The sequence below is a fragment of the Hadarchaeum sp. (SeqCode) genome (genome assembly GCF_038871235.1).
In the GTDB taxonomy this organism is placed as follows: domain Archaea; phylum Hadarchaeota; class Hadarchaeia; order Hadarchaeales; family Hadarchaeaceae; genus Hadarchaeum.
On the sequence record NZ_JAVZIN010000014.1, the window covers coordinates 1 to 26,034 of the forward strand.

Below are 26,034 nucleotides of genomic sequence, written 5' to 3' on the forward strand. Positions count from 1 at the left end.
AAATTATCCTGAAGATCAGCATCGTGACAATTCCAACGAAAATTGGCCAAATGCTTAAAACTTCAATTTTAACTAGACCGAGCCCATAGGCTGTTTCAAGCAAACCGTACGTCAACTGCATCGAGGTGAAAAAGGACAGCAAGAGCTTGGCCACGATATCCTCGATGGCTGACCAGAGGATGAAAAACACGACCGCAGTGCCCACGCCGCCTGCAGAAAAAATGAACACGGTGTGAAGGGTGCCTTGCGGGGGCGGCTCAATCCGGACATAGCCATACAAATTGGAAAGACTCATGCCGTAGAAGATCTCTGAGCTGTAACTAAGTGCCCTAGCCACAACCAGATGGAAAGTTTCGTGAATAATTACCGACAGGGCCAAGAAAACAAAAAAAATTACCACGCCTCTTTTTACATCGGAAGCTCCGCGTGATCTTCTGTGGCCTTTCTTGGGAATTATCGCCAGGTTGCTACCCCATCAAGAATTAGACTTCAGAGAATTATCTTTTTTCTCTCAGGCGGTTTTCACGCATGTTTTGGTGTGAATCTTTAAGCATGCCGATGACAGAAATGTTTCCGTTTCAATAAATTGGAGTAGTTCATGCGGCGACTACCAGCAGTAGCTAGAAAGACATGTAACCTAAATCTAACAATGGCTCTTTGGTATGAATAGTTTGAGGCCTTTTTTGGCTTGTTGAAATCCTCTTCTCTTTGCCCATAGGAGTAGGGAGCGCTACACTAATAATAACACTTCTTATACTTGTTATTTCGGTGCACGAGCAATAAAGCTAAATTTTTTTTATTTCCGAAAGTAGTCTTTTCATGAGGCAATGAGGGTGCAAAGGAGGGATAACCTCGTGCACCTGAGATTATTAACCAAATGGAGGGAGAGAAAATGGAAAAGTGGGGAATTGGAATTTTGGGTGTTATTATTGCAGTAATCACAATGATCGCAGGTGCAGTTATTTTAGTTGGGGCGAACGTTCAAATGAGAGAGTCACCACCAGCTGCGATTCTAGGGGCTCCTGTTGCCCTTGGCTCCATAAGGACTGAGCATATAGCAGATCATGCGATCACGCTTTCAAAGCTCTCGCCTAATGTCGCCGAAAGGTTGCTGGACATTGGCTCTGTGGATACCTTTGAGCTTGCCGCGGGCGCTGTGACCATTGAGAAGCTTAGCTCAGATGTGAAGGCATGGATAACTGAGATATTGCCCATAGATACCACGAAGATCGTCAATGGGGCTATTACCACGGCAAAAATTGCTGATGGCACAATATTGGATGCGGACATAAGTCCAAATGCAAACATCGCTGGCAGCAAGATCTTGGCAGAATCGATAACAAGCGCCCAGCTAGCTGACGACATCATGGTTGAGAGCCTCAGTACGAAGAGAATCCTCAGAACCGCGGAAAATATCTCGATTGAAAATGCGGCGATCACGGAGAACTTGCAAGTGCTAGGCGCGACGACCATTGGGGGCACGCTGGACGTCGCTGATCTCTTGACTGCCAGCGGAGGCATTTCGTCGACCACATTGACAACCAGTAGCACCACAACACTTGGTGGGAATCTTAACGTTACTGGCGCTACGGAAATTGGGGGAATGCTGGGCGTCACAGGTTTGACAACCATTAGTAGTCTCCTTATGGTCAATGGAGGCATGGTAGTTGGTAATGGCGGCACGGTGATAAAAAAGGCCACGGTTGGAACCTTATCCTTCAATGCCGGAGGCGGAGATAGTTCAGTTGGAGCGAGTACGACAGAGAATAATACCGCTACGATCACGGGTATAGCTACCGGAGACTTACTTATCTTGGTACCCCCGGCAGCTCTTGAGGACGGACTTTTATACCAAGGCTCGACAATTACCAGTGATAATACGGTCACTATTGCGATTCGTAACACAACTGGCGCTCCAATATCTACGACGGGGCAGACTTGGTACTACTTGTGGCTTGATATAACATAGTTAATCGGTATTAGCTGAGGGATAAAGTGATCTCTTAGGTCAATCCCCGAGGCACGTCACCCCTAGGGTTTACCATACTAATCGTAGAGTGAGCATCAGGTCGAACCATTTAGTTCGGCATTTCCATTCTTAATGAAAGAGATAAGCCTGTTGCTATCAAGCAATGTGCCAGCAAGCGAACAGTGGGAGGGATAGGTGGACGTGATGTTTGCCCCTGTTGTCGGGTTTACCCAATACACGTGGACGAGACGACGGAGACAGTTGGAAATACTAATTCAAAAACAGTGGGCCCAACCCGCTACTTTTAAAGGACTCACGGTTCAGGTGGCAGGTTGGAAGAATTTTAACATGGGGGAGAAAGCTTTAGAAAGATAACTCCAAGGAGGTTGAAATTTCCAAACGCGACTTGATTGTCACCTAAATGACAGATTAGTGCAGATAAATAAAACAATAGTCGCCAAACAAGACTTCCAGATTATCAAAAACTTCTTAACATCCTCATCCACCAGCAGATAAGCGTGCTTTCCCCATACCCCCATAATCAAAGTGACGCTCCAACCTGTTTAAGAATTCAATTTTAATTTGGTGGACCGGGCGGGACTCGAACCCGCGACCTCTCGCAATCTGGACGACAAAGTTTGCCAAGCGAGTGATCTTCCAGCTGATCTACCGGCCCACAAATAGACAGTTGCTTGCCTGGCTTAAGAGATTTTTCAACAGAACTATCTCAGCCTGAGACGCTGAACCGTCTTCACCTTCCACTTGTACCTGTTTATCCGGCGGTCCCTTCCATATCCGCAGGCGGCGCAAACACCACGCTGGGCGTGATAGGCTCGCCTGCCACAGCGCCGGCATCTAATGTGGACAACCTTGTGTCTCTTTCCCATCGAGGGAGTGCCCTTAACCACCCGAATCACCCGGCCGGAGAGATGAAGACCACGCTGTCACCGCGGATTACCATGGTGCCGTATCGCTTGGTGGCCTCCCCGCTCTGCAGCTCCTCGGCTTCCTCAAGTACTAGGTTCACGTGGACATCAAATCCGCTTAGTTTTCCCCTGAACTCACGTCCACCCTTGAGCCCAACTAGGACCGATGACCCGAGTGCTTTGTTCAGTATATCCAACGGTCTCTGGCTCATCAAAATCATCAACTTTTATTCAGCCGTATATTTAAGTTTATCCTGCCGAGGCTTTAATATGCCCTCCGGAAGGCGTTATCGGCTGCGAAAAGATGAATTTAAAAACTTGGTTCAAGAAGCCAGCCAAAGATTCGGCGAGTCAATAGCCGGCGCCATCGGCAAGGATGTCGAAATCCATGAGATGGACGACGGGACGAAGTTGATCATCAGCGGAGGTAAAACGATATTTTTCCGAAAGGATGGCGAGCTGTTTCCGACGCTGAAGATAGTCGATCTGATCAGGATCAAACGCGTGGTCATTGACATGGGCGCGGTGCCGCACGTAGCCGGAGGTGCCGATGTCATGAGCCCGGGAATTGTTTCAGCAGATCCTGATATCAAAAAGGGGGATATCGTTGCTATCGTTGATGAACGCCACGGCACGGCCATCGCGATGGGATTGGCGCTGGTTGAAGGCAACGAAATGAAAGCCCCGAAAGGGAAAGCCGTCAAAAATATCCACCATGTGGGCGACCGGATCTGGCGGGTTCTGGAAAAGGGTTAAATATTGATTAATCGATATTTGCACGAGAGCACATGAGATCACTAAAGAAGATTTTTAGCAAGCCCCGAGCCGAACCGGCGCCCATTCAGGAAATACCAGTTACTGAGGTCGAGAGCACCGCTAGGCCGGGAAAAGTTGGTGAGGTTGAGCCCATCTATGTCAAGAGCATGGAACTCAACAGCCTCGCCGACGTTCAGGAGGCCGCTGACGAGCTCAGGGCGGGAAACATCATCATTCTGGACATCAGCTCCCTCATGAACCATGATCCTCAAGAGCTGAAACAGGCCATCGACCAGCTCAAGGGAATCTGCCAGGGCATCGGTGGAGATATGGGCCGGCTCACGGAAACCAAAGTAATCGCCACGCCTAAGTACATTAGCCTCCAATTCAGGAAGCCCGCCACCTGATTCCGGTGTGCTCATGATGAAAAGGGAGTTCGTCCTCCCGGTCGAGATTTGTCCCATTTGTGGGGCTAAGGGATCTTTCCAAGTTTTTGGCAGAATTGACGACATCCCGTACTTTGGTGAAACGATGGAAACCCTGGCTACCTGCAGCAGGTGCCATTTTAAGCACTCTGAAGTGACTCACTTGGGAGAACATGAAGGCTCAAGATATGAATTTCTGATAACCTCTGAGGAAGACATGAAGGTCAGAGTCATCAGGTCGAGCACCGGCACGATAAAAATACCCGGACTGGGCGTGACCATAAGTCCTGGGCCGGGCAGCCAAGGATATATAACCAACGTGGAAGGGGTCCTGAACAGAATCAAGGAAGTGTTAACCTACGCCATTGAGTCCTCCCCGCCGCCCAAGCGGAGGGTGGCCGAGAAAAAACTCAAAAAAATAGAAGAAATGATTCAGGGGCGAGCAAGGGCCAAAATAATCCTGATGGACCCTTACGGACACAGCGCTATCATTGACCGCAGATCCAAGAAGCGGAAGCTGACGAAGAGGGAAATAAAGGCGCTCACTTCTCTACCTTAGCCTTATAGTTTCAAGGTTGAGCGGAGCCCTGGTTTCAACTCTAAAGAGTTTGTGTAGCGCGGCGGCAAAGTCGGTGCACTTGGTATCGTCACCGTGAATGCTTACTATCCTGTCGGGCTTTGGCGACAACCGCCTGATGTAGTTAAGTAACTGCGCGCGATCGGAGTGGCCGCTGAATCCCTCGATAGTCTTAACCTCCATGTTGACTTTGACCTCCTCGAGCTTTCCCTTCTCCCCCTGCATCGGTATCTCCCGCCAACCCTTCTGGATCCTTCGCCCCATGGAGCCCTCACCCTGATAACCCACAAAGATCAAGGTGTTCTTGGGATCAGGGGCTAGATGTTTAAAGTACTCTAGGACCGGACCGCCAGCCATCATGCCGGCCGTGGAGAGAATGACGGAGGGCTCACCTTCTATTATCTCGGCCCGCTGATCAGGCCCGGATACTTTGGTAAACATGTCGGAAAGAAACGGGTTCTCATCCTCCTTAAATATCAGCTCCCGCAACTCCTGGGAGAGATACTCAGGATAGGCGGTGTGGATAGCAGTTGCCTCCCAGATCATGCCATCCAAGTACACGGGTATGCCATCTATGATCTTGCTGCGCCGGGCGCTTTCCAGCAGAACCATGATCTCCTGAGCCCTGCCGACAGCAAAGGCAGGTATGAGCACCTTGCCACCGCGCTTTATCGTCTCCAGCACCGTCTGAATGAAGGCCTTCTCGGCATCGGTCCGATAAGGTTGAATGTCCTCAGAGCCTCCATAGGTGCTGTCTATGATCAGCGTTTCCACCCTAGGGAAGCTGTAAACAGCCGGTGAAAAGAGCCGCGTTCGGTCAAATTTCAGGTCGCCGGTATAGACGACGTTGTAGAGCCCGTCGCCGATGTGGATATGAACCACCGAGGAACCCAAGATGTGCCCGGCGTTGTGGAAGGTGATCCTTATATCGGGGGCAATGTCCGTAACATCTCCATATTCTAAAGTTATGCAGTGGGAGAGAAACGAACCGATATCCCTCTTGTTGAAGGGAAGTTGTTTCCCCTCGCGCTCGGCGATATCCAAATAATCGATCAGAAGCAACACGGCAAGATCCCGCGTCGGTGGAGTACAGTAAACTGGCCCATCGAAGCCGTACTTGAAGAGATAAGGTACGAAGCCACAGTGGTCAAGGTGAGCGTGAGTGAGAATCAATGCGTCTAACTCCGGCAACCTGACCTCTGGAGCTTCAAGATGGGGAAAGGCCTTGTCATCAGATGCCACGTTGACGCCGCAATCCAGCATCACCTTGCTTTCAGGTGTCTGTAGCAGGAAACAAGATCTGCCGACCTCCCTGGCCCCGCCCAAGGCTGTGAGCCTCACCCAGCCATCCTTGGCCTTCTGCTCGCGGTGGATGCGTCTGCCGATCCTCCTCAAGATCTCGCGCCTTTCGGCCCCCCCGTAGATCATTGAAAGCCGGATGTTACGTACGATGTCCGACTTTATCGGCGGCGCCCGGATGACCTTCGGCGTCCAGCTTATCTTGTGCATTATCTCCCTGAGCAGAGCTCCACCCTTCCCAATGGCGACGCCGGGTTTCTCGGCCTCGATTGTCACCTCGCCGACATCCTCGCTGAAGATGATGTCGGTTATATTGGCTTCAGCAGGCACCAGCTCTCTGATTTTTCTCTCGGCTTCTGTCTTGTCGGTCAAAATTGAGGGATCGGGGCGCAGGATGATCCTCTTCCTGAGCTTGCGGGCGAGCTCCTTGATCTTCTCTCCGTTTTCCATCAAAAGATCCAGATTTCCGCAGTAGAGGACAACCCTCGGCCCCTCAAAATCTATATTGGTAACTGCATCGGCAAATGGGGTTTCCTTCACCGCTGCCTTTATCTCTTTAAGTAATTCCTCTGCAGCCATGCTTGCACCCTAATTTTTCTGAACGTGACCTAGGCTAGCTTTTTAATTTCATCAGGAGTAAGCTCACGATAACCTTTCTTGGTAACCACGGCAACCAGAACTTCATTTCCCGTCGCGATATCCCGCTTCATCGCAGTTTTGATAGCCCGAATGGCAACCGGAATCGCTTCCTCTGTTTTCATACCTTCCTTGAACTCGGTCTCTAGGACGCCGTAGGCCACCGAAGAGCCCGATCCCGTCGCCAGCATCTTCTCCTCGATCATACCACCATCAATGTCTATGAAGAACAACCGGGGGGAGTCATCATCCATGCCCCCTACTAAAAGGTTCGCATAGTAAAGGTAGGAATTCATTAAGTTGGAGACCATCTTGGCGCAGGCTGAAACGGTCATCGGGGTGCCCTCATGCATCGCATAGTATCCAGCCTCGGCTCTCATCATATTTACCAATTGCTCTGTATCAGCCACACCGCCTGCCGTGGTGAAGGCGATTCTGTCCGTGATGCTGTAAATCTTCTTGGACTTCTTGCTGGCCACAAGGTAGCCCATAGTGGCACGTGAGTCCGTGGCGAGGACCACGCCATCCCTGCACACCAGACCAACCGTTGTCGTTCCTTTCAATTGTTCAAGTTTCTCTTCTTTCAAAACTATGCACCCCAAAAATGCCGCGTAGAAGCAGCAATAAGTGAATCGCGGTGGCTCTATATAAAGTTATCCGCAAAGTTGAGAGCGGGGATGGGGTGAAGGAGCCTAAAAAAATTGAACTCCCAAGGGAGGTCTGGCTTGGGCCCAAGGTTATCTCCAAAGTGGCACACGTGTGCCAAAAATTGGACCTGGGAAAGCGGGCCTTAATTGTGGCCGACCTCAGGACCTTTGAACTCGTTGGCTCCAAAGTCAAATCCCAGCTGGAGAGGGCAAATTTCAACGTCGCCCACACGATAATAAAAGAGGCTGATTTGGCCACGGTGGGCAAGGTGAGGGAAATCTCCAGAGGCGAGATCGATTTCTTCTTGGGCGTTGGTGGAGGTAGGTGCATCGACGTGGCTAAGCTGGCATCATTTCAGGATGGCAAGCCCTTTGTATCGGTACCGACGGCGGCTTCCCACGACGGAATCGCCTCATCACGGGCCTCGATTAAAGGGGGAAAAAAGCCGACCTCCATCCAGACCCATGCACCGATAGCCATTATCGCTGACACGCTCATCATCAAACGCGCCCCGCACCGCTTGCTGGCGGCTGGCTGTGGTGACATCATCTCAAACTTGACCGCTGTCAGGGACTGGCAGCTGGCCCACCGGCTCAAGGGCGAGCCATACAGCGAATACGCGGCAACGCTCTCGCTGGTGAGCTACCAGATAGTCATGGAAAACGCTGAGGTCATCAAGAAGCGCACCGAGGAGAGCGTGAGGGAAGTCGTCAAGGCCCTAATCTCAAGCAGTGTGGCCATGGCCATAGCCGGAAGCAGCCGGCCTGCCAGCGGCTCGGAACACCTCTTCAGCCACGCCCTCGACATCACAGCGCCGAAACCCGCGCTGCACGGAGAACAGTGCGGCGTGGGGACAATCATGATGGCCTACCTTCACGGCGAGGACTGGGTTGCTATCAAAAAAGCGCTGAAGACGATCGGGGCACCCACCAACGCCAAGGAGTTAGGTATACCCTCAGTGTATATAGTCAAGGCCCTGACGATAGCACACAAAATCAGGCCCGAGCGATACACTATCCTGAAAGAGGGTCTAAGCAAAAGAGCCGCTGAAAGGTTGGCTAAGATAACCGGAGTCATCTAGAGCCGGTCACCGTTATCCTGTCTCCAGCCTTGAGTCTACGGAAATTCTCAATACCATGCCTGATGACCCCAAAGGTCTCGACCGGGCCCACTGGCTGTGAACTGCCGAAGAAAACGCAGAACGCGGGGCCATCCGGCCAGTAGGAGACGTCACCAGCCTTTGTCCTCGTTGTTGTTTTTTCAGGCCTTATTTTAACTGGGATGTCAAAATAGATCTCCTCCTTCCAGATATCTATCACCCCATCAAACGGTAACACGCGCCAGATGGCATCGCATATTTTTGGATGTTCATCCTCCAGCAATTCCACTTCAGCCTCAAATTCCGGCAGCCTGAGGATGAGTTTTCTACTCATGGAACTCAAAATTTATTTTAAATACTTTCTTTATCTCTTTCCCTGTCGGCCTTTCAAAAGGAATAAGAAACAGCAGCGCCTTGAAATATCGAGGATAGGATGATCGACAGGGAGCGGGCCATCCGTGCCTTGCGCGAGGCCGGATGTCCGAAGAACGTCATTGAACACTGCCTTGCCGTGGAACGCACGGCCCTTTCCATCGCTAAAAAAATTTCATCAAATGGGCACAAGATCGACCTGTGGCTGGTCAGCTTGGGTGGGCTATTACACGACATAGGGCGCTCAAGAACTCACGGCATCGAGCACGGAATCGAAGGAGGTAAAATACTAAGGAGATTGGGATTGGGAGATTTAGCTCCTTTCGCCGAACGTCACATTGGCTCGGGCATCCCGGCTGATGAAGCAAAAGAGCTGGGGCTGCCCGCCTGCGACTTCATACCAAAGACACTTGAGGAAAAGGTGGTGACCTATGCAGACAAACTGGTCAACAAAAATAAACGGGGCACTTACAGGCAGGCCCTCAAGTGGTTCAAATCCAATCTGGGCCCAGAACATCCAGCCCTTGATCGCTTTAAAAGACTGCACGAGGAGATCCAAAGTTTAATGAAAAATAAGAGGCAATTTCAAGAAACGGCCCATTAACATCATCCAAGCATTCTGGTTCTGCCCCCCATAGCCTCGCTCAAATTCAAGCTGGATTAAGTAGGCAAAAGCTAATTGATGAGGAAAACAGAGAGTTGATGAAGGGCATGCGAAAAATCTTCACCATTGGATATGGAAACAGAAAGTTCAAGGAGTTCGTGACGATCCTCCAGCGCTTCGGCGTCAAACGTGTGATTGATGTAAGGCGCTTTCCAACTTCGAAGTGGTCCGAGTTCGTGAAGGAAAACCTGCAATCCAGTCTGCCTGCGTGGGGGATCGATTATATCCACCTGCGGGAACTCGGAGGATACAGAGATGATTATAAACGATACACGAAGACGAAGGAGTTCAGACGCGGATTAGAAAAACTCGTGAAACTCGCGAAAGAGAAACCATCCGCGATCATGTGTGTCGAGCCACATCCTAGAGCTTGCCATCGCCGCTTTGTGGTTGAAAAACTCGAAAGAATCGGTTGGGAGATAGTTCACATCGGCGGTAATGGTGAACTTTTGAGTTTTTCTAAAGCCAGACAAAAAAGGTGAATCGCACGGACGTCATCCAAGAATTCGACCCTTGGAACGATCCCCTCTGCACTTGCCCGAAAAAATATGGGCTAAACCCATATACCGGGTGCGAACATGGTTGCCTCTACTGCTACATCACCTCCTACATCCCGCGGGCATTCGAGTGCAGGCCGAAGCGCAATTTGATCGCTAGAGCTGAACATGACCTCAAGCTGATCGACCGCAGTCGCGTGATAAGCATAGCAAACAGCTCTGACCCTTACCCACCCATGGAAGAGAAACTTAAGTTAACGCGCTCCTGTTTGGAACTTCTTGCCCGCGAGAACTGCAAAGTTCAGGTGATAACAAAATCAGACCTCGTCGCGCGCGATCTTGACCTCCTCTCAAACATGCTGTGCGTGGTGAGCTTTACCGTGACGACGCTAAATTCTGAACTCAGCCGCAGGCTTGAGCCAAACGCGCCCCTGCCCGCGCAGAGACTGAAGGCAATGAAGCGTCTGGCGGATGCGGGAATTCCAGTTACCCTAAGGCTAGACCCAGTCATCCCCCACCTGAATGACGACGAAGTTGTGGAGGTTGTTAGAGCTGCATCTAGCCACGGCGCTAGCCACGTTACCTCCTCCACTTTCAAACCACGTCGGGACAGCTGGCGGCGCATACAAAAAGCCTTCCCTGAGGTCGCTACTAAGCTGTGGCCGCTATACTTCAAACTGGGGCAACGACATCATAACAGCTGGTATCTTCCCAGCAAAGTCAGGCAGAGGCTGATGGACGAGGTCAGGCGCGCATGTGAGGAGGAGGACCTTACGTTTGCACCATGCCGAGAAGGGTTAGCTAGAATAGGGACTGGCATAAACTGCGATGGGAGCCACCTTTTCAGCGGTTAAAAATAGGCAACTTAGATTGGTGCAACAAAAATATCGCGCTACCCTTTTTCATTCGGCTCGAGAACCTCTGTGTCAAGGTCTCCGCAGGAATGCCCATTTTACGATAAAAACAGAGGGGGTTCGTTAACGGGTTTATAATGCAAGGACGACGGGATTTATATTTCAAAATTTCGCTGGGATAATCTGAGGAAAAGATTTAAACTTTTGGAGAAAGGTGTACGTCATATTCGTTCTCAACGTCGGCTCATACGGTACAGGTGTCAATCATTCTTGGAAGCTGACAGCGATGCGACTCAGCGACTACAAAAATGAAATCGCTGGGCTGTGTTTTCGGCATTCTCGTCGCGAAGATCTTCCCGAGTCAAAAAAATCCAAATCACTAGTGGGCCCGGAGGGATTCGAACCCTCGATCTCTACCTTGTAAGGGTAGCGTCTTAACCACTGGACTACGGGCCCCAACTAAATTTTGCTTGGCAATAAAAAGAATAGCCTGAGGCGCTCATTTGAAGCCGATGACTATGGCCAAGATTACCTCAATGGCGATGAGGAGAATAATAAGCAGCTCCAGCGTCATGGCCCGGTGAACATCGACCCGCTCCATCGCCATCGCGTAGAGTTCCTGCAGCTGGCCCAGCTTTCTATCCACAAGCGCTAACCAGTCTTGGATGCGAAAACGCTCGCTTGATATCCGGTAGAGTTTTCCTAGATACCAGTCCCCGGTAAATTTAAGGATGTTCCTCATGTCCTCCACCAGATCCGTCACCTCGACCCGCCACTCAGCCAGTTCACCTGCAGCGAGAGCGAGTTTACCATACCAGCGCCGCCCCCACAGCATTCCAACTCTGGCTCCAGTGAAAACGGCATACAACGAATCATAGGCGCGCTCCAGCCGCATGTCGAGAAGCCTGTCGTACGTCTTGAGTTCAAGCAGCTGAATCTTGGCCAGCTCGATCATGTGCTCGAAATCGTCCATGTAGTTAACCGCACCGCTCATCAACGCTGAATACCAGTCGACGATCACGATGTCATCCTCTGAGTAGCTGAGGTAGGTCTTAAGCGCGTCCTCAACCTCCTTGCTGCTGAGCTTTCTCCATTCCTTCTCCCCCCGGAGTATGCCGGCCGTCTGCTTCCGAAATCTCACCAGAAAATCTTGAGCCTTCAGTTTTGGTGTAGAATTCGTTATCATGATCAGGGTGTAAGATTCGGGTCGTTTGAAGGCCGGATAGGGGGAAACCAAGGCCGGCTTGATTATCTCCATGAGGCCCTCAAAATATTCATGGGTCAACGACTCGAACTCAATCTCGCTGCCCGAAACCTTCACGGGACGTTCGTCGAGCCTGACCAACTTTATCAGGTCATTCAAATTCGAGTTTTTAAACTCGATGACAATATATATTTCAATTACACCAATGGGAAAAATTCTACCTTGAACTTTTGCTCCGTGACCGTCGATGTGTTTAACCCCGAGATCCACCTCAAGTGGCTGCAGTCCCACCTCCTCATACTTGGGCGCGAGGACTCGCAAACGCTTGGGAGCAACCCGGTGAACTACTTTAATCTTCTCAAGCGGCACCTTTTCCAGCACCACTTCCCCGCCGCAATCATAGAAGTACTGAAAGACGACGCGCCCTGACAGTGACTGCTCGTTTTGAAAGGCAGGCATAATTATCAAAATAAAATTTAACGTTGGAGGATAAAAGGACAAATAGGTGTGCAAACCAAATTTTTCCGTACAAAGATTTCTCAACGAAAAACCAGAAAAGCTAAGCCTTGGTGTCAGGAGCTTGCATAAATTTGCTCCTTCAGAAAAATCTACCTGAAAAATAACAAATATCTCTTAAAAATTTTGTTTGAGAATAATAATGAAAATCTGACCTAGTCCCTTTTAAGAGCAATCGGGGTGTTTCTTTGGCGAATTGCTGCTGGATCCACCATTGTATTCGATGGCCAACAAAAAGCTCAGGAAGCTAAATTACCTTGATGATGTCGCTGCCTTCGAATGGGATCCCAGCTACCTCCCCAACTACCTTTACCTCATTCACGCCGGCCTCAAGAAGCGCTTGAACAGCTTGCCTACTGAACTTCACCATTAGGTCAGGTATACCGTCTTTATCATGGTCACATATGTCGAACGGCTGGGGCTCGGTTGATACTTCGTTCCCGCCGATGATGAGTCTTACCGTGCCAATGTCGATGTTTCCAACGCTGTAGCTCTCGGGCAACTCGATATAGCAGGTGATCCACTTACCCTTGCTTCTAAGATTGAGGGTGTCGGGATCGATGTCGATAACAGCTGAGAGCGTGACCACAAACGTCTGGATGTCTGATTTTTCGCTCCATTCATTGCCATCGTGGGCAACCGCGTAGAAAGAATAATTCATACCTCTCGTCAATCCTGACCAAGTTACTTCGGCAGTGCTCTGGTTCTTGACCCATACATTATCTATTAAGCTGTCGTCTGCATTGTTGTAGAAGAACACATTAATGTCATCTCCATCGTCATCAGCCACATAGGCTGACAGAGTCGCTTCAGTTTCCGTTATTCGACCACTAGGCTGGAGGTCCGCGGGCTTGTTCGGCGGCGTGTTTATGACGGAGGCGTACAGCTTGTTCCCGTCCATCCAAGTGTTTACATGCAGCGGGTTATCATTAGACACCGACCAGCTTGTATCACCGTTGGGGGCAACCAAGGTGGATGTCGCGATGTACTTATTACCTTCATCGGAATTGACAGAGCCGCTACCGGTTTCCGTGGCTGACCAAGGCTGAATTATCTCTTCTGAATAGCTGGTTCTTGCATATACATGGCCGTTGGCAATCCAAGTATCCACATAGGGATTATCGTCGACTATGGTATAGGTGACATCTGTGATAACCCCGCCATGTAAAGGTGAAGGATAAGCATCAAAAGCGCCCATATCCTTGATTCCCTCAAGAGCATTTACAGAGCCGGAACCGGAATCAGTAGCGGTCACGGTTGAAGTTTGCTGTAACCTAATACCATAGATGCGATAGGTAGCATAGTAAAGGCCATTTAGCTTAGACCAGGTGCCAGATCCCCCAGTATAAGCCCTGATAACCAATTTGTGACTGTCCTTTCTGTAATCAATATATGACCCGCCATCACTGCCACCATACAAACTGTAATCGACCGTGTAACTCCAGCTTGTTATTATGGAATAAGGTGGGGCTGTAAAATAGAATTGTCTGTACTCCTTATATCCATAGACGGATATACTCCATTCTCCAAGTAAAACTGTTGTGATTTGCTGCTGATCAATGCCGTAGATTCTGTAGGTAGCTCGGTATGCACCACCATAAGGGGTCGACCCTGAGTAACCACCCCCAGTATAAACCTTGATTACAAGCCGGTTATTTTCCGTATCAAGATACGTCCCATTATCTTTACCACCGTTCTCACTGTAATTGACCGTGTAATCCCAAAGTCTTATGGTAATCCCCGCTGGCGGATAAAGGTAGAAAGTTTTATTCTCCATAACCCCGGAAACGTCTACTTCTTGGTTGTCGAGTAAACCGCATTCCATCATCCATGACTCAGTACCAGTTCCAGTTACCGTCCAGCTAAAGTTCTGATCAGGATAGGTACAGACATTCTCGGTTCCGGTTGCTGTGATGGTATAATTAAACAAATGATCAGTTGGAGACCCTGCCGCAAGTCTTCCGTATGGCGAAATGATCAACGACAACAAAAACACGCATACCAATGCCAATGATATCTTTTTTTTCAAGATTACATCCGATGGCGTTTCTAGTTTTAGATATTTAAATTTTTTTGTGTTGATTTTACCGAAATCGTTTTCGCTTTATGGATGTTGAAAATGTTTAGTGAAAAAGAAAATGTGTGATATTATTGACTTATACCCATCAATTAACGAAAAATAACATAAAAAGAAAATTCGGCTTTTTCCGAAAACTCATCTAAAATGCTTAGATTACTTTATCACTTTGGCGCGGGGGAGGGGATTTGAACCCCTGAGGCGCGATGCGCCAACAGGTATCTGCAGGTTTAGCAACCTGCCGCCATACCTGGCTTGGCTACCCCCGCACAGAAACTACTCTAACCTGATTTGTTAAAAAGCTGCTGAGTTAAAAGGCGACGGGCGCGCCCATAGTTGACGCCTTCCCTACACGCCGATGGCTAGCCCCAAGCTCCATCCCGTTTACCACCAGCGCCGCACGTCCTCCCTACCCTTGCTGACTTCCGCCCCTGGGGGATTCAGGAGGCAAGGGCAGTTAATTCAGGCCCTACGGCCTGAACCCTGCCGCCGCCGACCCGATGGGACAGGATTTCGTCACCGGAAGCTAGGTCGACGCGCAGTTCCGAGCGCCGCCCACGGGCTTCGGCCCACCGTGAACCCCATTTGTGGTACAGGCAAGGGGTAGCTGCCCACCTAGCCCGCCGCCAAGTTTAACTATTTTGGTCAGAAATAAGGTTCTTTCGCCTCTTCGCCAAACCGATGCCCTGAAGCAGCTCACAGGTTTTACACAGCCTAGTGGAAGTCGGCTCTCCGCAGCTTTCGCAGCTTTTCATCTCCACCTCAGGGACGGCCTCCTGCAGGTGGGGTCTGATCTCCTCAAACATCCGGAGAATCATGAACTTTGAATTGGGGTGGTTGGTCTCAAGGCTGTTTAAGAAATCCCTGATCTCAGTGTGAATCCCGCTCGCGTAGGGACAAACATCAAGATGAACTTTTATACCTCTGAGCAGCGTGTAAAGCGCGACCTCTTTCTCCGGGATCTCCCGCAGCGGCTTGATCCTTGGCACAAAACCCTCGCGTGGCATGTAGATGGGGCCCAGCCGGTACAGCCTAGAAAGATCCGCCCTAACGTAGTTCAACATTATCGCCTGCGTCTCATCGTCCAGATTGTGGCCCGTCGCCAGCTTGTCCGCGCTTAACTCCCGCGCCGCTTGGTTCAAGAGGTGACGGCGCATGACACCGCAGTAGGTGCAGGGATTTAGTCCCGTGACCCTCTTGGCTGCGATTTTAACCATTTCATCCAGCTTAGCACCAAAAACCTCTTTAAAACTTACCACATGATGTTCGACCCCAAGCATTTCCGCGTTTTCTCTGGCCACAGGTAGGCTCTGCTCACGATAGCCCTTTATGCCCTCATCAACCGTTATGGCCACCAGCTCACAGCGCCTTCCCCTGCAGTAGTCGTGGAGCAGGTGCAGGCAGGCAACGCTGTCCTTCCCACCCGAAACCGCCACGGCAACCCGTTCACCCGGCATGACTAGCTTGTTCTCGCTGATTGCCCGGCGGAACCTTCGCTCAACGCTTTTTATCATGCATCGATCGCACAGAAAAACCCCGGCGTAGCGCCTGTGGTAAACAGCTCTCCGGCCGCAGAAGCTGCATCGTAGCACTCAACCACCCGTCACTACCGGAAGGATCTCAAGGAGGTCTCCTCTTTTCAGGCACTCCTCTTCGGCGACGATCCTGCCGTTTAGCCTCACCACCACTGTTTCACGATTTTGACCGATCCTTTTCAGCAGCTCGGCGATGGTGGTGCCGGAAGCCACCTTTAATCTGCGCGACGACCTCTGACCGGCAATCTTAACCTTGATCTCAATTGCCATCTTATCACCAGAGATAAGGCAGGAAGTTGGCTAGAATGATGAACAAAACGACGATCGATAGCGCCCTAGTGATCTGCACAGCCCTCTCTTCCGAAACCACCTTTTCCAGGATTCCCCTCAGGATGTAGCCACCGTCAAGAGGAACCGCGGGCATCAGGTTGAAGAGCCCTATACCTATGTTGAGGACAAATATCCATTTCAGGATGTCGATAACGACCCAGGGCACTAGAGCCTCGAAGACGAAGGGATGAAAGACGTTACCGCCCATCAGCTCAGACATGGCCGTCCAGAGAACAAACAGTGGATTGACAAAATTCCAGCGCGAAAATGCCGAGATGAGGGCCACACCCAGGTATCCCCTGCCTTCAACGCCCGGATGCTGCGCCAGCGTTACCACCATCTCTCCGGCGCTGGTTACCAGCCTCACATTTTCTCCCGGCTTGGTCAGGCTCATGAACCTTTCAAAGTCCTCAGGGGTATTTATCTCAACACCGCCGATAGAATAAATTCTCATTCCGGGAGCTATGCCGGAGTTGTCGGCGGGATAATTCTTGGCAACAGCGTAAACGTAAGCGCCCGGTTTTGGGACGATGAGGAGGACGATTATCAGGAGACAGAGAAGTGCAAACAGTACATTTGAAAATGCCCCCGCCGCATACATCCTCAGCCGTTTCAAGATCGGGGCTTTACTAAGCTGTTTCTCGTCAGGCTCAACAAAGGCTCCCGGTATCGCCACAACCAGCATTCCCCCAACTGACTTAATCCTCAGCCCTTGGGAGCTGAGCAAGAAACCGTGGGCAAACTCATGGACGAGAAGAACCGTGGCGATGGCGATTATCCAAGCCACCGGAGTAAGTCCGGGAACCAGACCGGGCAGCACCAGCTGAACCCCGGCAACGGCCGCGGTGGGTTGAGTTAACAGGACCATCAGGTTGAGCACGAGGTTGATGAAAACGAAGACCATCAGAGCGATCCCGGCCACCACGGCAAAGTCGCCGTAGAAACGCCAAAAATCTTTTGCCTTGCCAACCCGCCTGATGAAATTAAGACCGCGCTTGGTGCGCCACATCATCACGCCCGGCGAAATAGAAAACCCGTGCTTCTTGAGGTTGAACCACCTGTTTATCAGACCCAGAGCGTCCCAGAACAAGATGAACATGGCGACAATGAAAAGAATATCCTCATACACAGGCAGCACCGTAGAAAATACCACCGGTAATCTTTAAACATATGCGTTAAACCTTTTCGCTTGAGGAATATGTTCTCCATCGTGTTGACGACGGTAAAGGACCGGCGTGAAGCCAACAGGATTTCCCAAGCCTTGGTCTCAGAGAAGCTTGCCGCCTGCGTGAGCATTGTTCCCAACGTCACGTCTATTTATAGGTGGCAGGGAAAAATCGAAGGATCACGTGAGATAATCTTGGTGATAAAAACATCGGCAAAAAAGATTGACCGGCTGATGTCTCGGATCAAGGAGCTACACAGCTATCAGGTGCCCGAGATCATCTCCCTGAATGTCCAACGGGGGTTGCCGCAATATTTAAAGTGGTTGAAGGAAAGTCTGGACTGATTATATGCAGGTAGAACTGAAAGACGCATATCTGCTGATCGCACCCCGGCCGATCGTCCTCATCACAACCGTTGACAAGCTGGGGAGGATAAACGCCGCACCAATGTCTTGGGTGACGCCCGTTGAGTCCGACCCACCAATAGTCGCCTTCTCCACCAGCTATGAGAGCGACACCTACCACAACATATGTGAGACGGAGGAATTCGTGCTCAACTTAGTTCCAGAAAAAATCAAAAAACAGATGTACCTCTGCAGCAAGAACTTCCCTCGCGGAGTGAATGAGCTGGAAAAGGCCAAGCTATCCTGGGAGCCGTCCCTAAAGGTAAAACCACCGAGGATCGTTGAGTGCCCCGCCAACCTAGAATGCAAGCTGGACTGGATGCACGAGGGCCCGGAATACGTGGTGGTGGGAGGTAAAGTCGTGGCCGCACACGCTCAAAAAGACGCCTTTAAAGATGGCAGGTTAGACGTGGCCTCCGTCAGGCCGCTGCTCCATATTTCCGACAAAAACTTTGTGGTGGCAGAACGCGAGATAGGGCTTTGATGCCATGGCCAAGCCCGTACGTGTAGCCGATGTCCGGGAAATTATCTACGACGAGAAACGCTGGAAGATCTTGGACGAAAAAAGGAAAAGGGCCTTGGAATTGATGCTGCCACTTGAGACCTCGGGATTCAGCCCTATTGTTCATGGAAGCGTTGCTCGTGGTGACGTTGATAAAAACAGTGACGTCGACGTGGTCATACCATACGAGGTGCCTTCCTTTAAATTGGAGCTGGCCCTGCTGAAGGCCGGGTTAACCCCAACCAAAAGAGAGATTGTGATGGCCACTCCCTGGCAGCTTCCCAAGGCCCATCTTTACCTTGAGGATGATAGATCAGTTACCTTCCCTCTGGTCAAGCCTCGTCAAACCGAGCTGGAGTTCTACTGGTTCGGCGGCGCGGCTGGAATTGATGAGCTGAGAAAAAAGATTAGAGTTCTAGGCGTTGATAAAAGGCTCATGCTAATTGAGCCCACCGAGAAGGGGCACTTGGAGAGCCAAGTGATAGGAAACGAAAGCACCGTGGCTAAAAAACTCGGTGTGAGTCTGGAAATTGTCCGGGAAAGGGTTCAGGTTCTGACGAGGAGGGCCGAGTTGGGACATACGGGCATCTTCATTCGGAGAGAGCTGGCACCCGGGGAAAACTTCGAGGGGGTCTTCAGGGAGCTGATGCGGAAAAACCCGGACATGAAGATCGGTCTTAAAGGGAGGCTTCCCTGAACCTCGAGATAACGAAATCCCTGTCCAGCGCAGAGATGAAATTGCCGACGCGGGGCCCGGAATCGCGACCCAGCAGTACCTGGTAGATCGCCTGAAAGAGTTCATTCGGTTTTTGTCCCGTCATCTCAGCCACCGCATAAACGTGATTGTGGAGCTCAACCGGGGTGAACTCTCTTTTGCTCAGGTCCTCAGCCAGCTGCCTCAAAGCCTGCCTCTGCTTCGGAGTTAGGCGCTCAACGATTTCAGAGGGCACCTGTTCTAAGAGTTTGAACCTAAGGTGCTCCGGAGCATATTCCATGACCCAGTTTCTGGCCAGCTCCAGGCGACGCAGGGCCAGCTTTATCTCCAGCTCGCTGGGGTTGACCAACATCCTCCTCGAGGTCAGTACTTCGATGATCTTCTTCTCATCGTTTGTCACCTGAGCCAGCACCGCGGCAAACCGATAGGAGACCCTTCTGATGGGCGTCTCAGAAACACGCTCCACCTGGGAAAGCTCATATATGCGCCTCTGCTGCTCCTCCCTCCTGCCCGACTCAGCTTTCTTCTCATAGTAAGCGCTCTCGACCAGATCATACTCCTCAATCAGGTCAAGAAGCGGCAGGCCGGGGTCAAACTCCTTCGCCTTCATGGGCTTGCTGCGGAAGATGAAGTAGCGAAGCACCTCGGGTTCCGCGATCTCCAGCCACTGCTTCAGGGTGAAGACCACGCCCTTGGAGGAGGACAGCTTCTTACCCTTCATACTCACCCATTCGTATGGTATGGGGTAAGGCGCCTCGTAGTTGAAGACCCGCTCAGCGATGAGCTTGCCGGTGTCATAGCTTCCGCCGCGCACCGCGTGATCTTTTCCGAACGGCTCACAAGTGACGCCGAGAAGCCTCCAGCGGGCGGGCCACTCCACCCGCCAGGTGAGTTTAGCGCCGCCTGAGGTGTAGTCAGCTTCTCCCTCATGTCCACAGCCCGCGACGTAGTCTGTACCCTCACACCTATAGCTGACATAATCACCATACCAAGAAATGGCCCTCGTCGTTGAGATCCGGCCGCAGTTCTCGCAGATGGCATCCACAGGCAACCAGCTTTCCGGCAGCGGTTTATCTCGATACTGATTTAAGATGGACCTGATGGTATCGGCTTGCTCAAGCGACTTCCGGATCAACTCCGTCATTCTCCCCTCCCGGTAGGCCGCAGCACCCGAGTGGACTTTGACCTTGATCCCGAAGTATTTCAAGGACTCGATGAACGGTCGGGAAAAGTAATCGACAAAGTCACGATAGTCGGGATCGGGTGAGGGGATGTTGGCGTAAGGCATTCCAAGATACTGCCTGTATTTCTCCACCAGCTCGCCCTCGGTCAAAGGCCAAGGTATGCGCCGCATCGGGTCGTAATCATCCGCACACCACACACACTCCGCTTCAAGGCCCAGCTCCTCCACCGCCCTGCGCACTGCGTCTGCGATGAAGACGTCGTTGGAGTGCCCTATGTGAACATGGCCGGATATTGAGATGCCGCTGGCGATGACCTGCTTCCCGCCTCGCTTCACCAGCTCATGTGCCACGGCGTCTATCCAGTGCATGACAATCGAGTAAAGGATTTTATACGCCAGCCTAAAATGGTAGCGGGAAGTCCATGAAGGCTGCTAAGAGGATGGACTCAATACCGCCTTCCAGCACCCTCAAGGTTTTAGCTCTAGCTAAGGAACTGGAACGCTCCGGGAGGAGAATAATTCACATGGAAGTCGGCGAGCCTGATTTTGACACCCCGGCTCACATCAAGGAGGCCGCTAAACAAGCCCTAGACAGAGGTATGACGAAATATACCCCCAGCGCCGGCATTCCCGAGCTGCGGGAGGCGATCGCTGAGCACTTTGTTAAGCAGGGGATCAACGTTGCCGCGAAGAACGTGATCGTGACGCCGGGCGCCAAGCACGCCATTTTCTGCGCGCTGGCGGCGGCGCTAGATCCTGGTGACGAGGTCCTGATCCCGAGCCCGTGCTGGACCTACGAGGCGATGGTGAAAATCGTCGGGGGCAAACCGGTGTTCATTCAAGGATCGGCGAAAAATGGCTTCAAGCTTGAGGAAGAGAAGCTAAAGAAATCCCTCACCCCAAAATCACGGTTACTTCTACTCAACTACCCAAACAACCCAACTGGGGCGGTGATGAGCGCCACCGATTTGAAACCCATCCTTGATATCGCCGTGGACCATGATCTCTGGATACTATCCGATGACATCTACAACGTGCTGGTTTACGAGGGCGAACAGGGCAATCCACTGAAATTTCCCGGAATGGCCGAGCGGACGATCAGCATAAACGGGTTCTCCAAGGCCTACGCCATGACCGGCTGGAGGATAGGTTATGCCGTGGCACCAGCCGACTTCATCGTTGAAATGGCCAAGATCCAAGAGGCCTCCACATCCTGCACTGCCAGCTTCGTGCAGGTGGCCGCAATTACGGCGCTGAAGGGGCCCCAAGACTTCGTCGCTGAGATGCGAGCGGAGTACCGCAGGCGCAGGGATGTTCTGGTGGAAGGACTGAACGAGATCGACGGCATCGATTGTTTGAAGCCCCAAGGCGCCTTCTACGTTTTCCCCAACATCGAAAAATTGGGAATGAGTTCCTTCGAGTTCTGCGAGTTGCTGCTCAAAAGCAAGGGCGTGGCCGCGGTGCCCGGCAGTGGTTTCGGTCCCGGTGGCGAGGGACACGTCAGGTTGAGCTATGCCACCTCGATGGAAAACATCAAGCTGGCGATAGAGCTGATCAAGGAGTTTGTTGAGGAGATTCCGGCGCATAGGTAGCCGTCAGCACCCTTCTTATCTCCTTTGCTTTCTCCTTCCCGATGCCGTCGACCTGCCGGAGTTCCTCCTCGGAGGCGCACATAACTTTTTCCACCGTGCCGAAGTGCCCCAGCAGTCTCTTGGCAAGCACCACCGAAACTCCGGGAAGACCTTCAACAATATAGCGCTGACACTCAGGCAGGCTGAACTTTTTTGGCTGCCCGCGGACGGCCACCTCTCTCTTCTCGGACACCTGCTCCCGTCTAGCTATGGCGACCAGAATCAGGGCAGTTTCTTTCTCATCCACGGTCGGAATGATTGGTATGCCTACATCCACAGCCAGAGCGGCTAAGGTGCCACTGATGGCGTTGGGGTGGATCGCCCGCCGATTGTAAAGCCCCTTTCCCTCAATTATCAACACCGGGCGTTCGAAACACTCGCGCAGCAAATTTGCCTGAAGCATGAGGCGCTTGTCGACTATCGACTGCAGGAAGTCACTGACCGACTTCCGCTCCACGCCGACGCGGTCGCTGAGGATGAAATCTCCCACCTTAAGCTGACATATCTCAAGATCGACCCCAAGCTCCCTAAGCTCATTGATAACGCCCGATGCTTCCTCGCGGTGGTCGGCGATGATTTTCAGCTTTTTCCCCTCCAAAACATCAATTTTTCTCTGCACGCCCGCCACCACCCAATAAACTATTTTCCCCTGCGATAAAAAAACCCTCAAGCGCTGAAACGGTGGACGATCACCAAAGCAGTAGTATTGTGTAGACCATGACCCAGAAGATGAACCACATAATGTAGTAGGACCAGAACCAGAATTTTGTTTCGGTCTCCTTGTCCTCCGGGCCGCCTTTAGTGACCAAGGTGGCAAAGAAAAGCCTGAACCCCTTCATGGCGGCCGTTTTCTTTTCCGGCTGGGGCTGCGCCGCGGTCTGAGGTGAAGCCTGCCCAGGTGTCTGGGCCACCGGGGTTGGCGGCGCCGCCGGTTTTTTCAGGAGATGAGTGGTCAACTTATAAGATGCATAGAGAAAAATAAATGCGACGAGCAAGGCCAGCCAAGCGTTGGGCAGGAAGCCGGAGATGATGCCTGCCAGTATCCCTGCTCCCGAAAACGTGAGGGTGAGCTTTGCCGTTATGTCCATATCATGCACCTGGTGATATCGTGAAACTGTCGATGTCGAGCCTTGACATTATGGTCTGCGTTCGCGAGCTTAAAAACGCTATTGGTAACAGGGTTGAAAATGTCTATGAGATTGAAGGTGCGGTTATTCTGCGCCTCTATTCTAAAGAAAGAGGACGCCAAGACCTCGTGATCCAGCCCGGGTGCAGGATACACCTCACGACTCGGGTTTACCAGGCCCCGAAGCAACCGACCTCATTTGCCATGTTGTTGAGAAAACACCTTGAAAACGCGGAGATTTTAGACATAGTTCAGCCCGATTTCGAACGCATCGTTGAAATCCGCTTCGGTGGGGAGGGAAAAATATTAATTGCCGAACTCTTTGGTGAGGGGAACATCGTCCTCTGCGACTCACAAAGGACCATCATTCAGCCCTACCGGACTGCTGCATGGAGGCACCGCTCCCTCAAGGCCGGATTTCCCTATCTCTATCCCCCTGGAACCGATGTCGACTTATCAGGGCTCGATGCCGCCGGGCTGAAGGGAAAATTAGACGGCGCTCAGGACATCGTCCGAGGACTGGCTGTAAATCTGGGGCTGGGTGGACCACTGGCGGAGGAGGTCTGCGCCCGGGCCTCGGTGGGCAAGGGGCTGAAGATCGACGAAATCTCTGAAAAGGAGCTGAAGGACATCTTAAACGCCTTGAAGGAGATCCTCTCCTCAGAGCCAGCGCCCTGCATAGTTTACGAGGGAGACCAACCGGTGGATTTCACACCCTTTGAGTTCAAGACACATCTTGGTCGGAAGGTCAAGAGATTCAGCTCTTTTAACGAGGCCCTTGACGAATACTTCAGCACCGTGGCGGTGATGGCCGCCAGTGAAAGTAGGAAGAAGGACTATGAGAGAAAGGTGGAGAGGCTGCTCAAACGGCAGCTGGAACAGCAGCAGCAGTTCGGGGATCTCTACAAAAGATCATCGGAGTCAAAGAGAAAGGCCGATCTGATAGCCATCCATCATTTCCAGATTGATGAGGCCCGTAAAATGCTTGATCAGCTCAGGAGGGCCAAAGGGTGGCAGGGCGCCCTCGAGGCTTTTCAGAAGGCTAAGGAGGCTAGAGAAAGCTGGACGCTGCCGATAAAAAGCGTGGATTTCAAGGAGGGGAAGATGGAGGTGGAGCTGGCGGGGGAGACTATAGAGCTTGACCTGAGGGCCCCGGCCTTTGAGAACTCGACCCGTTATTACAAGGAATATCGAACGCTCGCCGAAAAAGCGGTGGGCGCTAGAAAGGCCCTAGAGGAGACGGAAAAGGAGCTTGAGGCCTTAAGGGCCGGGATTCGCGAGATCGAGGTTCCCCCTCCACCGAAGCGAAGAAAACCCAAGTGGTTCGAGCGGCACAGGTGGTTCATCTCATCGGACGGGCATCTGGTCATAGGAGGGAGGGACGCCCAAGGCAATGCTGAAATCGTCGAAAAGCACATGGAGCCGAACGATCTTTACCTGCACGCGGAGATCATCGGTGCCCCTCATGTCGTCGTGAAATCTGCGGGCAAGGAAATACCGGAAACTACCATCGTCGAGGCCGCCGAGTTCGCCGCCATGCATTCGCGTGCCTGGAGGGAGGGTCTGGGCACCCTCGATGTCTACTGGGCCAAGCCGGATCAGGTCTCGAAGAAAGCACCATCCGGCACCTACCTTCCCAAGGGCAGCTATATCATCCAGGGTAAGAAGAACCTGCTTAAGGTCCCAGTTAGGGCGGCCGTGGGCGTCATGATGCTGGATGGCGAAAATGTGGTCGTCTGCGGGCCGAAGAGCGCTGTCCAGAAGCACTCGAAGGTGTTTGTTGAGGTCTACCCAGGGTCCACAAAGAAATCTGAACTTGCCCGTCAAATCCAGGTGAAATTTAGGATTGAGGGAATCGAAGTACCTGTGGATGAGATAGAAAGAGCGCTTCCGCCCGGAACTGGAGAAATCAGGGAATAAAGTGGAGCCCCGAGCGGGGGCGGCTGAAAGTTTATAAAATCCCTCGATTTTCGGCTCTATTAACTTAGGCGGCACCGCTCCTTGAAGGAGTTAACCCTTAAAATAACACCCTATCTAAAAATTAAAAAGTCATTAATTTTTTAAAGTTTAAAATTAATTGTTTAATGGTGCAAAAATTGAGATTGGTACGGAGCAATACACCTTACTCTAATGGACAAAAACTTGGTCCTTCATTTTCCATCGAATACCTTGGGGGGCACCCACAGTATATGAAAAGAGAGCGAGGTACCCTTAAGGTTTTGACTGACAAAATTATTTTTTTAAGTGGACATTTCGGGAAAAAAGAAAAATTTTCCATCCCCCTCAAGGATATTAAAAGAGTAGAACTACAACTTGAACATAAAGTTACCTTAGGGAGGATGTTGTTGCTAGGTATCTTTGCCTTTGGAGCTAAAAAAGAAAAGAAGTATGTTGTAATAGATTTTAACGTGGCGGGTATGGAGGCGAAAGCCGTATTCGACTTTCCCGGTGACATTGGAGATAGGAAAAAGCAGAAGCTTGTACAAACTATCTTGGAAGCAAAAAAATTACTAGTAACTAAGTAGAAAAGAAAAGCTTACCAGCATATTCAAGAAATTTACGCAACCGTGCCCGATTGTCTGTATCATGAACGGAATTAAAGTGATTGTTTTTGATCCACATGGTACAGTAACAAATAGACTTAAATTCAATCCTTCATTAAAAGATAATTTTTACGAGGCAAAATTGACATTCAAGAGATCTGAAGGAAATTTACAAAAAAAACAAATTGGCATGAAACTAACGAGTTAAGGCTCTTGATTTTTTAGACGAAACAAGACTTTAAAAAAGATTATTTTTTACTGCATAAACGAATTAGGAAAGCGTGGAGTGTGTTTCCTCTTAATCACTCAATATTCAACGAGCATTCCACCAAGCAAGGAATATTGAAACATACTTTATAATAGGAGTTATTAATGAAACG

The 26,034-nt window shown here is 51.0% G+C and carries 27 protein-coding genes, 3 tRNA genes, 1 other RNA gene and 1 pseudogene; 14 read left to right on the top strand and 18 right to left on the bottom strand.

From position 1 onward, the window contains the following. Positions 1-379: pseudogene (locus QXT02_RS06390) on the bottom strand (hypothetical protein); the annotation flags it as partial. A gap of 729 nt (positions 380-1,108) precedes the next feature. Between QXT02_RS06390 and QXT02_RS06395 the strand changes: the two are divergent. Next, complete coding sequence (locus QXT02_RS06395) at positions 1,109-1,969, top strand: hypothetical protein (RefSeq protein WP_342812633.1); 861 nt, start codon at positions 1,109-1,111, stop codon at positions 1,967-1,969. 583 nt (positions 1,970-2,552) lie between these two features. Here QXT02_RS06395 and QXT02_RS06400 read toward each other — a convergent pair. The 3 genes from QXT02_RS06400 to QXT02_RS06410 all read right to left on the bottom strand — a co-directional run bounded on the left by QXT02_RS06400 (position 2,553) and on the right by QXT02_RS06410 (position 3,107). Further along, a tRNA-Ala gene (locus QXT02_RS06400) sits at positions 2,553-2,645 on the bottom strand. Positions 2,646-2,691: 46 nt separating this feature from the next. After that, on the bottom strand, positions 2,692-2,877 hold the full coding sequence (locus QXT02_RS06405) for a 50S ribosomal protein L37e (protein ID WP_342812634.1): 186 nt from the start codon (positions 2,875-2,877) through the stop codon (positions 2,692-2,694). Positions 2,878-2,882: 5 nt separating this feature from the next. Beyond that, on the bottom strand, positions 2,883-3,107 hold the full coding sequence (locus QXT02_RS06410) for an LSm family protein (RefSeq protein WP_342812635.1): 225 nt from the start codon (positions 3,105-3,107) through the stop codon (positions 2,883-2,885). 58 nt (positions 3,108-3,165) lie between these two features. On the opposite strand from QXT02_RS06410, the gene QXT02_RS06415 reads away from it, so the two are divergent. The 3 genes from QXT02_RS06415 to QXT02_RS06425 are packed head-to-tail and all read left to right on the top strand — an operon-like array spanning position 3,166 to position 4,635. Beyond that, a complete protein-coding gene (locus tag QXT02_RS06415) occupies positions 3,166-3,651 on the top strand; it encodes an RNA-binding protein (protein WP_342812636.1) in 486 nt (161 codons plus the stop codon). 32 nt (positions 3,652-3,683) lie between these two features. Beyond that, complete coding sequence (gene sepF / locus QXT02_RS06420) at positions 3,684-4,058, top strand: cell division protein SepF (protein WP_342812637.1); 375 nt, start codon at positions 3,684-3,686, stop codon at positions 4,056-4,058. A 16-nt stretch (positions 4,059-4,074) separates the two neighbouring features. After that, entirely contained in the window at positions 4,075-4,635 is a 561-nt protein-coding gene (locus tag QXT02_RS06425; protein WP_342812639.1) for a ZPR1 zinc finger domain-containing protein, read from the top strand. Here the strand turns inward: QXT02_RS06425 and QXT02_RS06430 are convergent. Together QXT02_RS06430 and psmB are read right to left on the bottom strand one after the other, a co-directional pair. Further along, entirely contained in the window at positions 4,627-6,531 is a 1,905-nt protein-coding gene (locus QXT02_RS06430; protein WP_342812640.1) for a beta-CASP ribonuclease aCPSF1, read from the bottom strand. The genes QXT02_RS06425 and QXT02_RS06430 overlap by 9 nt on opposite strands. A 29-nt stretch (positions 6,532-6,560) precedes the next feature. After that, on the bottom strand, positions 6,561-7,175 hold the full coding sequence (gene psmB / locus QXT02_RS06435) for an archaeal proteasome endopeptidase complex subunit beta (RefSeq protein ID WP_342812641.1): 615 nt from the start codon (positions 7,173-7,175) through the stop codon (positions 6,561-6,563). 95 nt (positions 7,176-7,270) lie between these two features. Here psmB and QXT02_RS06440 point away from each other — a divergent pair, with 95 nt between their 5' ends. Then, positions 7,271-8,317, top strand: coding sequence for an NAD(P)-dependent glycerol-1-phosphate dehydrogenase (locus QXT02_RS06440; RefSeq protein ID WP_342812642.1), 1,047 nt, complete (start codon positions 7,271-7,273; stop codon positions 8,315-8,317). Here the strand turns inward: QXT02_RS06440 and QXT02_RS06445 are convergent. Further along, a complete protein-coding gene (locus QXT02_RS06445; RefSeq protein ID WP_342812643.1) occupies positions 8,310-8,669 on the bottom strand; it encodes a cyclophilin-like family protein in 360 nt (119 codons plus the stop codon). The two genes, QXT02_RS06440 and QXT02_RS06445, sit on opposite strands and share 8 nt — an antisense overlap. Before the next feature lie 102 nt (positions 8,670-8,771). Here QXT02_RS06445 and QXT02_RS06450 point away from each other — a divergent pair, with 102 nt between their 5' ends. From QXT02_RS06450 to QXT02_RS06460, 3 genes are all read left to right on the top strand, one after another. Then, on the top strand, positions 8,772-9,311 hold the full coding sequence (locus QXT02_RS06450) for a TIGR00295 family protein (RefSeq protein WP_342812667.1): 540 nt from the start codon (positions 8,772-8,774) through the stop codon (positions 9,309-9,311). 98 nt (positions 9,312-9,409) lie between these two features. Further along, positions 9,410-9,853, top strand: a complete 444-nt coding sequence (locus QXT02_RS06455) for a DUF488 domain-containing protein (RefSeq protein ID WP_342812645.1) — start codon at positions 9,410-9,412, stop codon at positions 9,851-9,853. Beyond that, positions 9,850-10,722: an SPL family radical SAM protein gene (locus tag QXT02_RS06460; RefSeq protein WP_342812646.1), complete on the top strand. Its 873-nt coding sequence runs from the start codon at positions 9,850-9,852 to the stop codon at positions 10,720-10,722. The genes QXT02_RS06455 and QXT02_RS06460 overlap by 4 nt, the downstream gene beginning before the upstream one ends. A 383-nt stretch (positions 10,723-11,105) precedes the next feature. Here the strand turns inward: QXT02_RS06460 and QXT02_RS06465 are convergent. The 8 genes from QXT02_RS06465 to QXT02_RS06500 all read right to left on the bottom strand — a co-directional run bounded on the left by QXT02_RS06465 (position 11,106) and on the right by QXT02_RS06500 (position 17,513). After that, positions 11,106-11,178 (bottom strand) — tRNA-Val (locus QXT02_RS06465). A 43-nt stretch (positions 11,179-11,221) separates the two neighbouring features. Next, the gene (locus tag QXT02_RS06470) at positions 11,222-12,385 is read right to left on the bottom strand and encodes a hypothetical protein (RefSeq protein ID WP_342812647.1); all 1,164 of its coding nucleotides are present in this window, start codon (positions 12,383-12,385) and stop codon (positions 11,222-11,224) included. Positions 12,386-12,689: 304 nt separating this feature from the next. Next, positions 12,690-14,471 (bottom strand): fibronectin type III domain-containing protein, encoded by a 1,782-nt coding sequence (locus QXT02_RS06475; protein ID WP_342812648.1) that lies wholly within the window; start codon positions 14,469-14,471, stop codon positions 12,690-12,692. Positions 14,472-14,689: 218 nt separating this feature from the next. Continuing rightward, positions 14,690-14,788, bottom strand: a tRNA-Ser gene (locus QXT02_RS06480). Between the two features lie 49 nt (positions 14,789-14,837). Next, an RNA gene (gene ffs / locus QXT02_RS06485) (signal recognition particle sRNA) lies at positions 14,838-15,145 on the bottom strand. Positions 15,146-15,151: 6 nt separating this feature from the next. Further along, positions 15,152-16,111: a TIGR00269 family protein gene (locus tag QXT02_RS06490; RefSeq protein ID WP_342812649.1), complete on the bottom strand. Its 960-nt coding sequence runs from the start codon at positions 16,109-16,111 to the stop codon at positions 15,152-15,154. After that, positions 16,112-16,324 carry a MoaD/ThiS family protein gene (locus QXT02_RS06495; RefSeq protein ID WP_342812650.1) on the bottom strand — a complete coding sequence of 71 codons (213 nt, stop codon included), beginning with the start codon at positions 16,322-16,324 and terminating at the stop codon, positions 16,112-16,114. It lies immediately after the preceding gene. Positions 16,325-16,328: 4 nt separating this feature from the next. Continuing rightward, entirely contained in the window at positions 16,329-17,513 is a 1,185-nt protein-coding gene (locus QXT02_RS06500; RefSeq protein ID WP_342812651.1) for a site-2 protease family protein, read from the bottom strand. 69 nt (positions 17,514-17,582) lie between these two features. On the opposite strand from QXT02_RS06500, the gene cutA reads away from it, so the two are divergent. The 3 genes from cutA to QXT02_RS06515 are packed head-to-tail and all read left to right on the top strand — an operon-like array spanning position 17,583 to position 19,153. Beyond that, complete coding sequence (gene cutA, locus QXT02_RS06505) at positions 17,583-17,894, top strand: divalent-cation tolerance protein CutA (RefSeq protein WP_342812653.1); 312 nt, start codon at positions 17,583-17,585, stop codon at positions 17,892-17,894. 4 nt (positions 17,895-17,898) lie between these two features. Continuing rightward, the gene (locus QXT02_RS06510) at positions 17,899-18,438 is read left to right on the top strand and encodes a flavin reductase family protein (RefSeq protein WP_342812655.1); all 540 of its coding nucleotides are present in this window, start codon (positions 17,899-17,901) and stop codon (positions 18,436-18,438) included. Between the two features lie 4 nt (positions 18,439-18,442). Then, on the top strand, positions 18,443-19,153 hold the full coding sequence (locus QXT02_RS06515) for a nucleotidyltransferase domain-containing protein (RefSeq protein WP_342812657.1): 711 nt from the start codon (positions 18,443-18,445) through the stop codon (positions 19,151-19,153). Here QXT02_RS06515 and lysS read toward each other — a convergent pair. Beyond that, on the bottom strand, positions 19,134-20,723 hold the full coding sequence (gene lysS / locus QXT02_RS06520; RefSeq protein ID WP_342812659.1) for a lysine--tRNA ligase: 1,590 nt from the start codon (positions 20,721-20,723) through the stop codon (positions 19,134-19,136). The two genes, QXT02_RS06515 and lysS, sit on opposite strands and share 20 nt — an antisense overlap. 53 nt (positions 20,724-20,776) lie before the next feature. On the opposite strand from lysS, the gene QXT02_RS06525 reads away from it, so the two are divergent. After that, on the top strand, positions 20,777-21,946 hold the full coding sequence (locus QXT02_RS06525; protein ID WP_342812661.1) for a pyridoxal phosphate-dependent aminotransferase: 1,170 nt from the start codon (positions 20,777-20,779) through the stop codon (positions 21,944-21,946). Here the strand turns inward: QXT02_RS06525 and QXT02_RS06530 are convergent. After that, positions 21,909-22,604: an ERCC4 domain-containing protein gene (locus QXT02_RS06530; RefSeq protein ID WP_342812662.1), complete on the bottom strand. Its 696-nt coding sequence runs from the start codon at positions 22,602-22,604 to the stop codon at positions 21,909-21,911. The two genes, QXT02_RS06525 and QXT02_RS06530, sit on opposite strands and share 38 nt — an antisense overlap. Before the next feature lie 70 nt (positions 22,605-22,674). Beyond that, a complete protein-coding gene (locus QXT02_RS06535; RefSeq protein WP_342812663.1) occupies positions 22,675-23,073 on the bottom strand; it encodes a hypothetical protein in 399 nt (132 codons plus the stop codon). Between the two features lie 20 nt (positions 23,074-23,093). Between QXT02_RS06535 and rqcH the strand changes: the two genes are divergently transcribed. Together rqcH and QXT02_RS06545 are read left to right on the top strand one after the other, a co-directional pair. Next, on the top strand, positions 23,094-25,031 hold the full coding sequence (gene rqcH / locus QXT02_RS06540) for a ribosome rescue protein RqcH (RefSeq protein WP_342812665.1): 1,938 nt from the start codon (positions 23,094-23,096) through the stop codon (positions 25,029-25,031). A gap of 176 nt (positions 25,032-25,207) precedes the next feature. Next, positions 25,208-25,636, top strand: a complete 429-nt coding sequence (locus tag QXT02_RS06545; protein ID WP_342812666.1) for a hypothetical protein — start codon at positions 25,208-25,210, stop codon at positions 25,634-25,636. Positions 25,637-26,034: the final 398 nt, after the last annotated feature.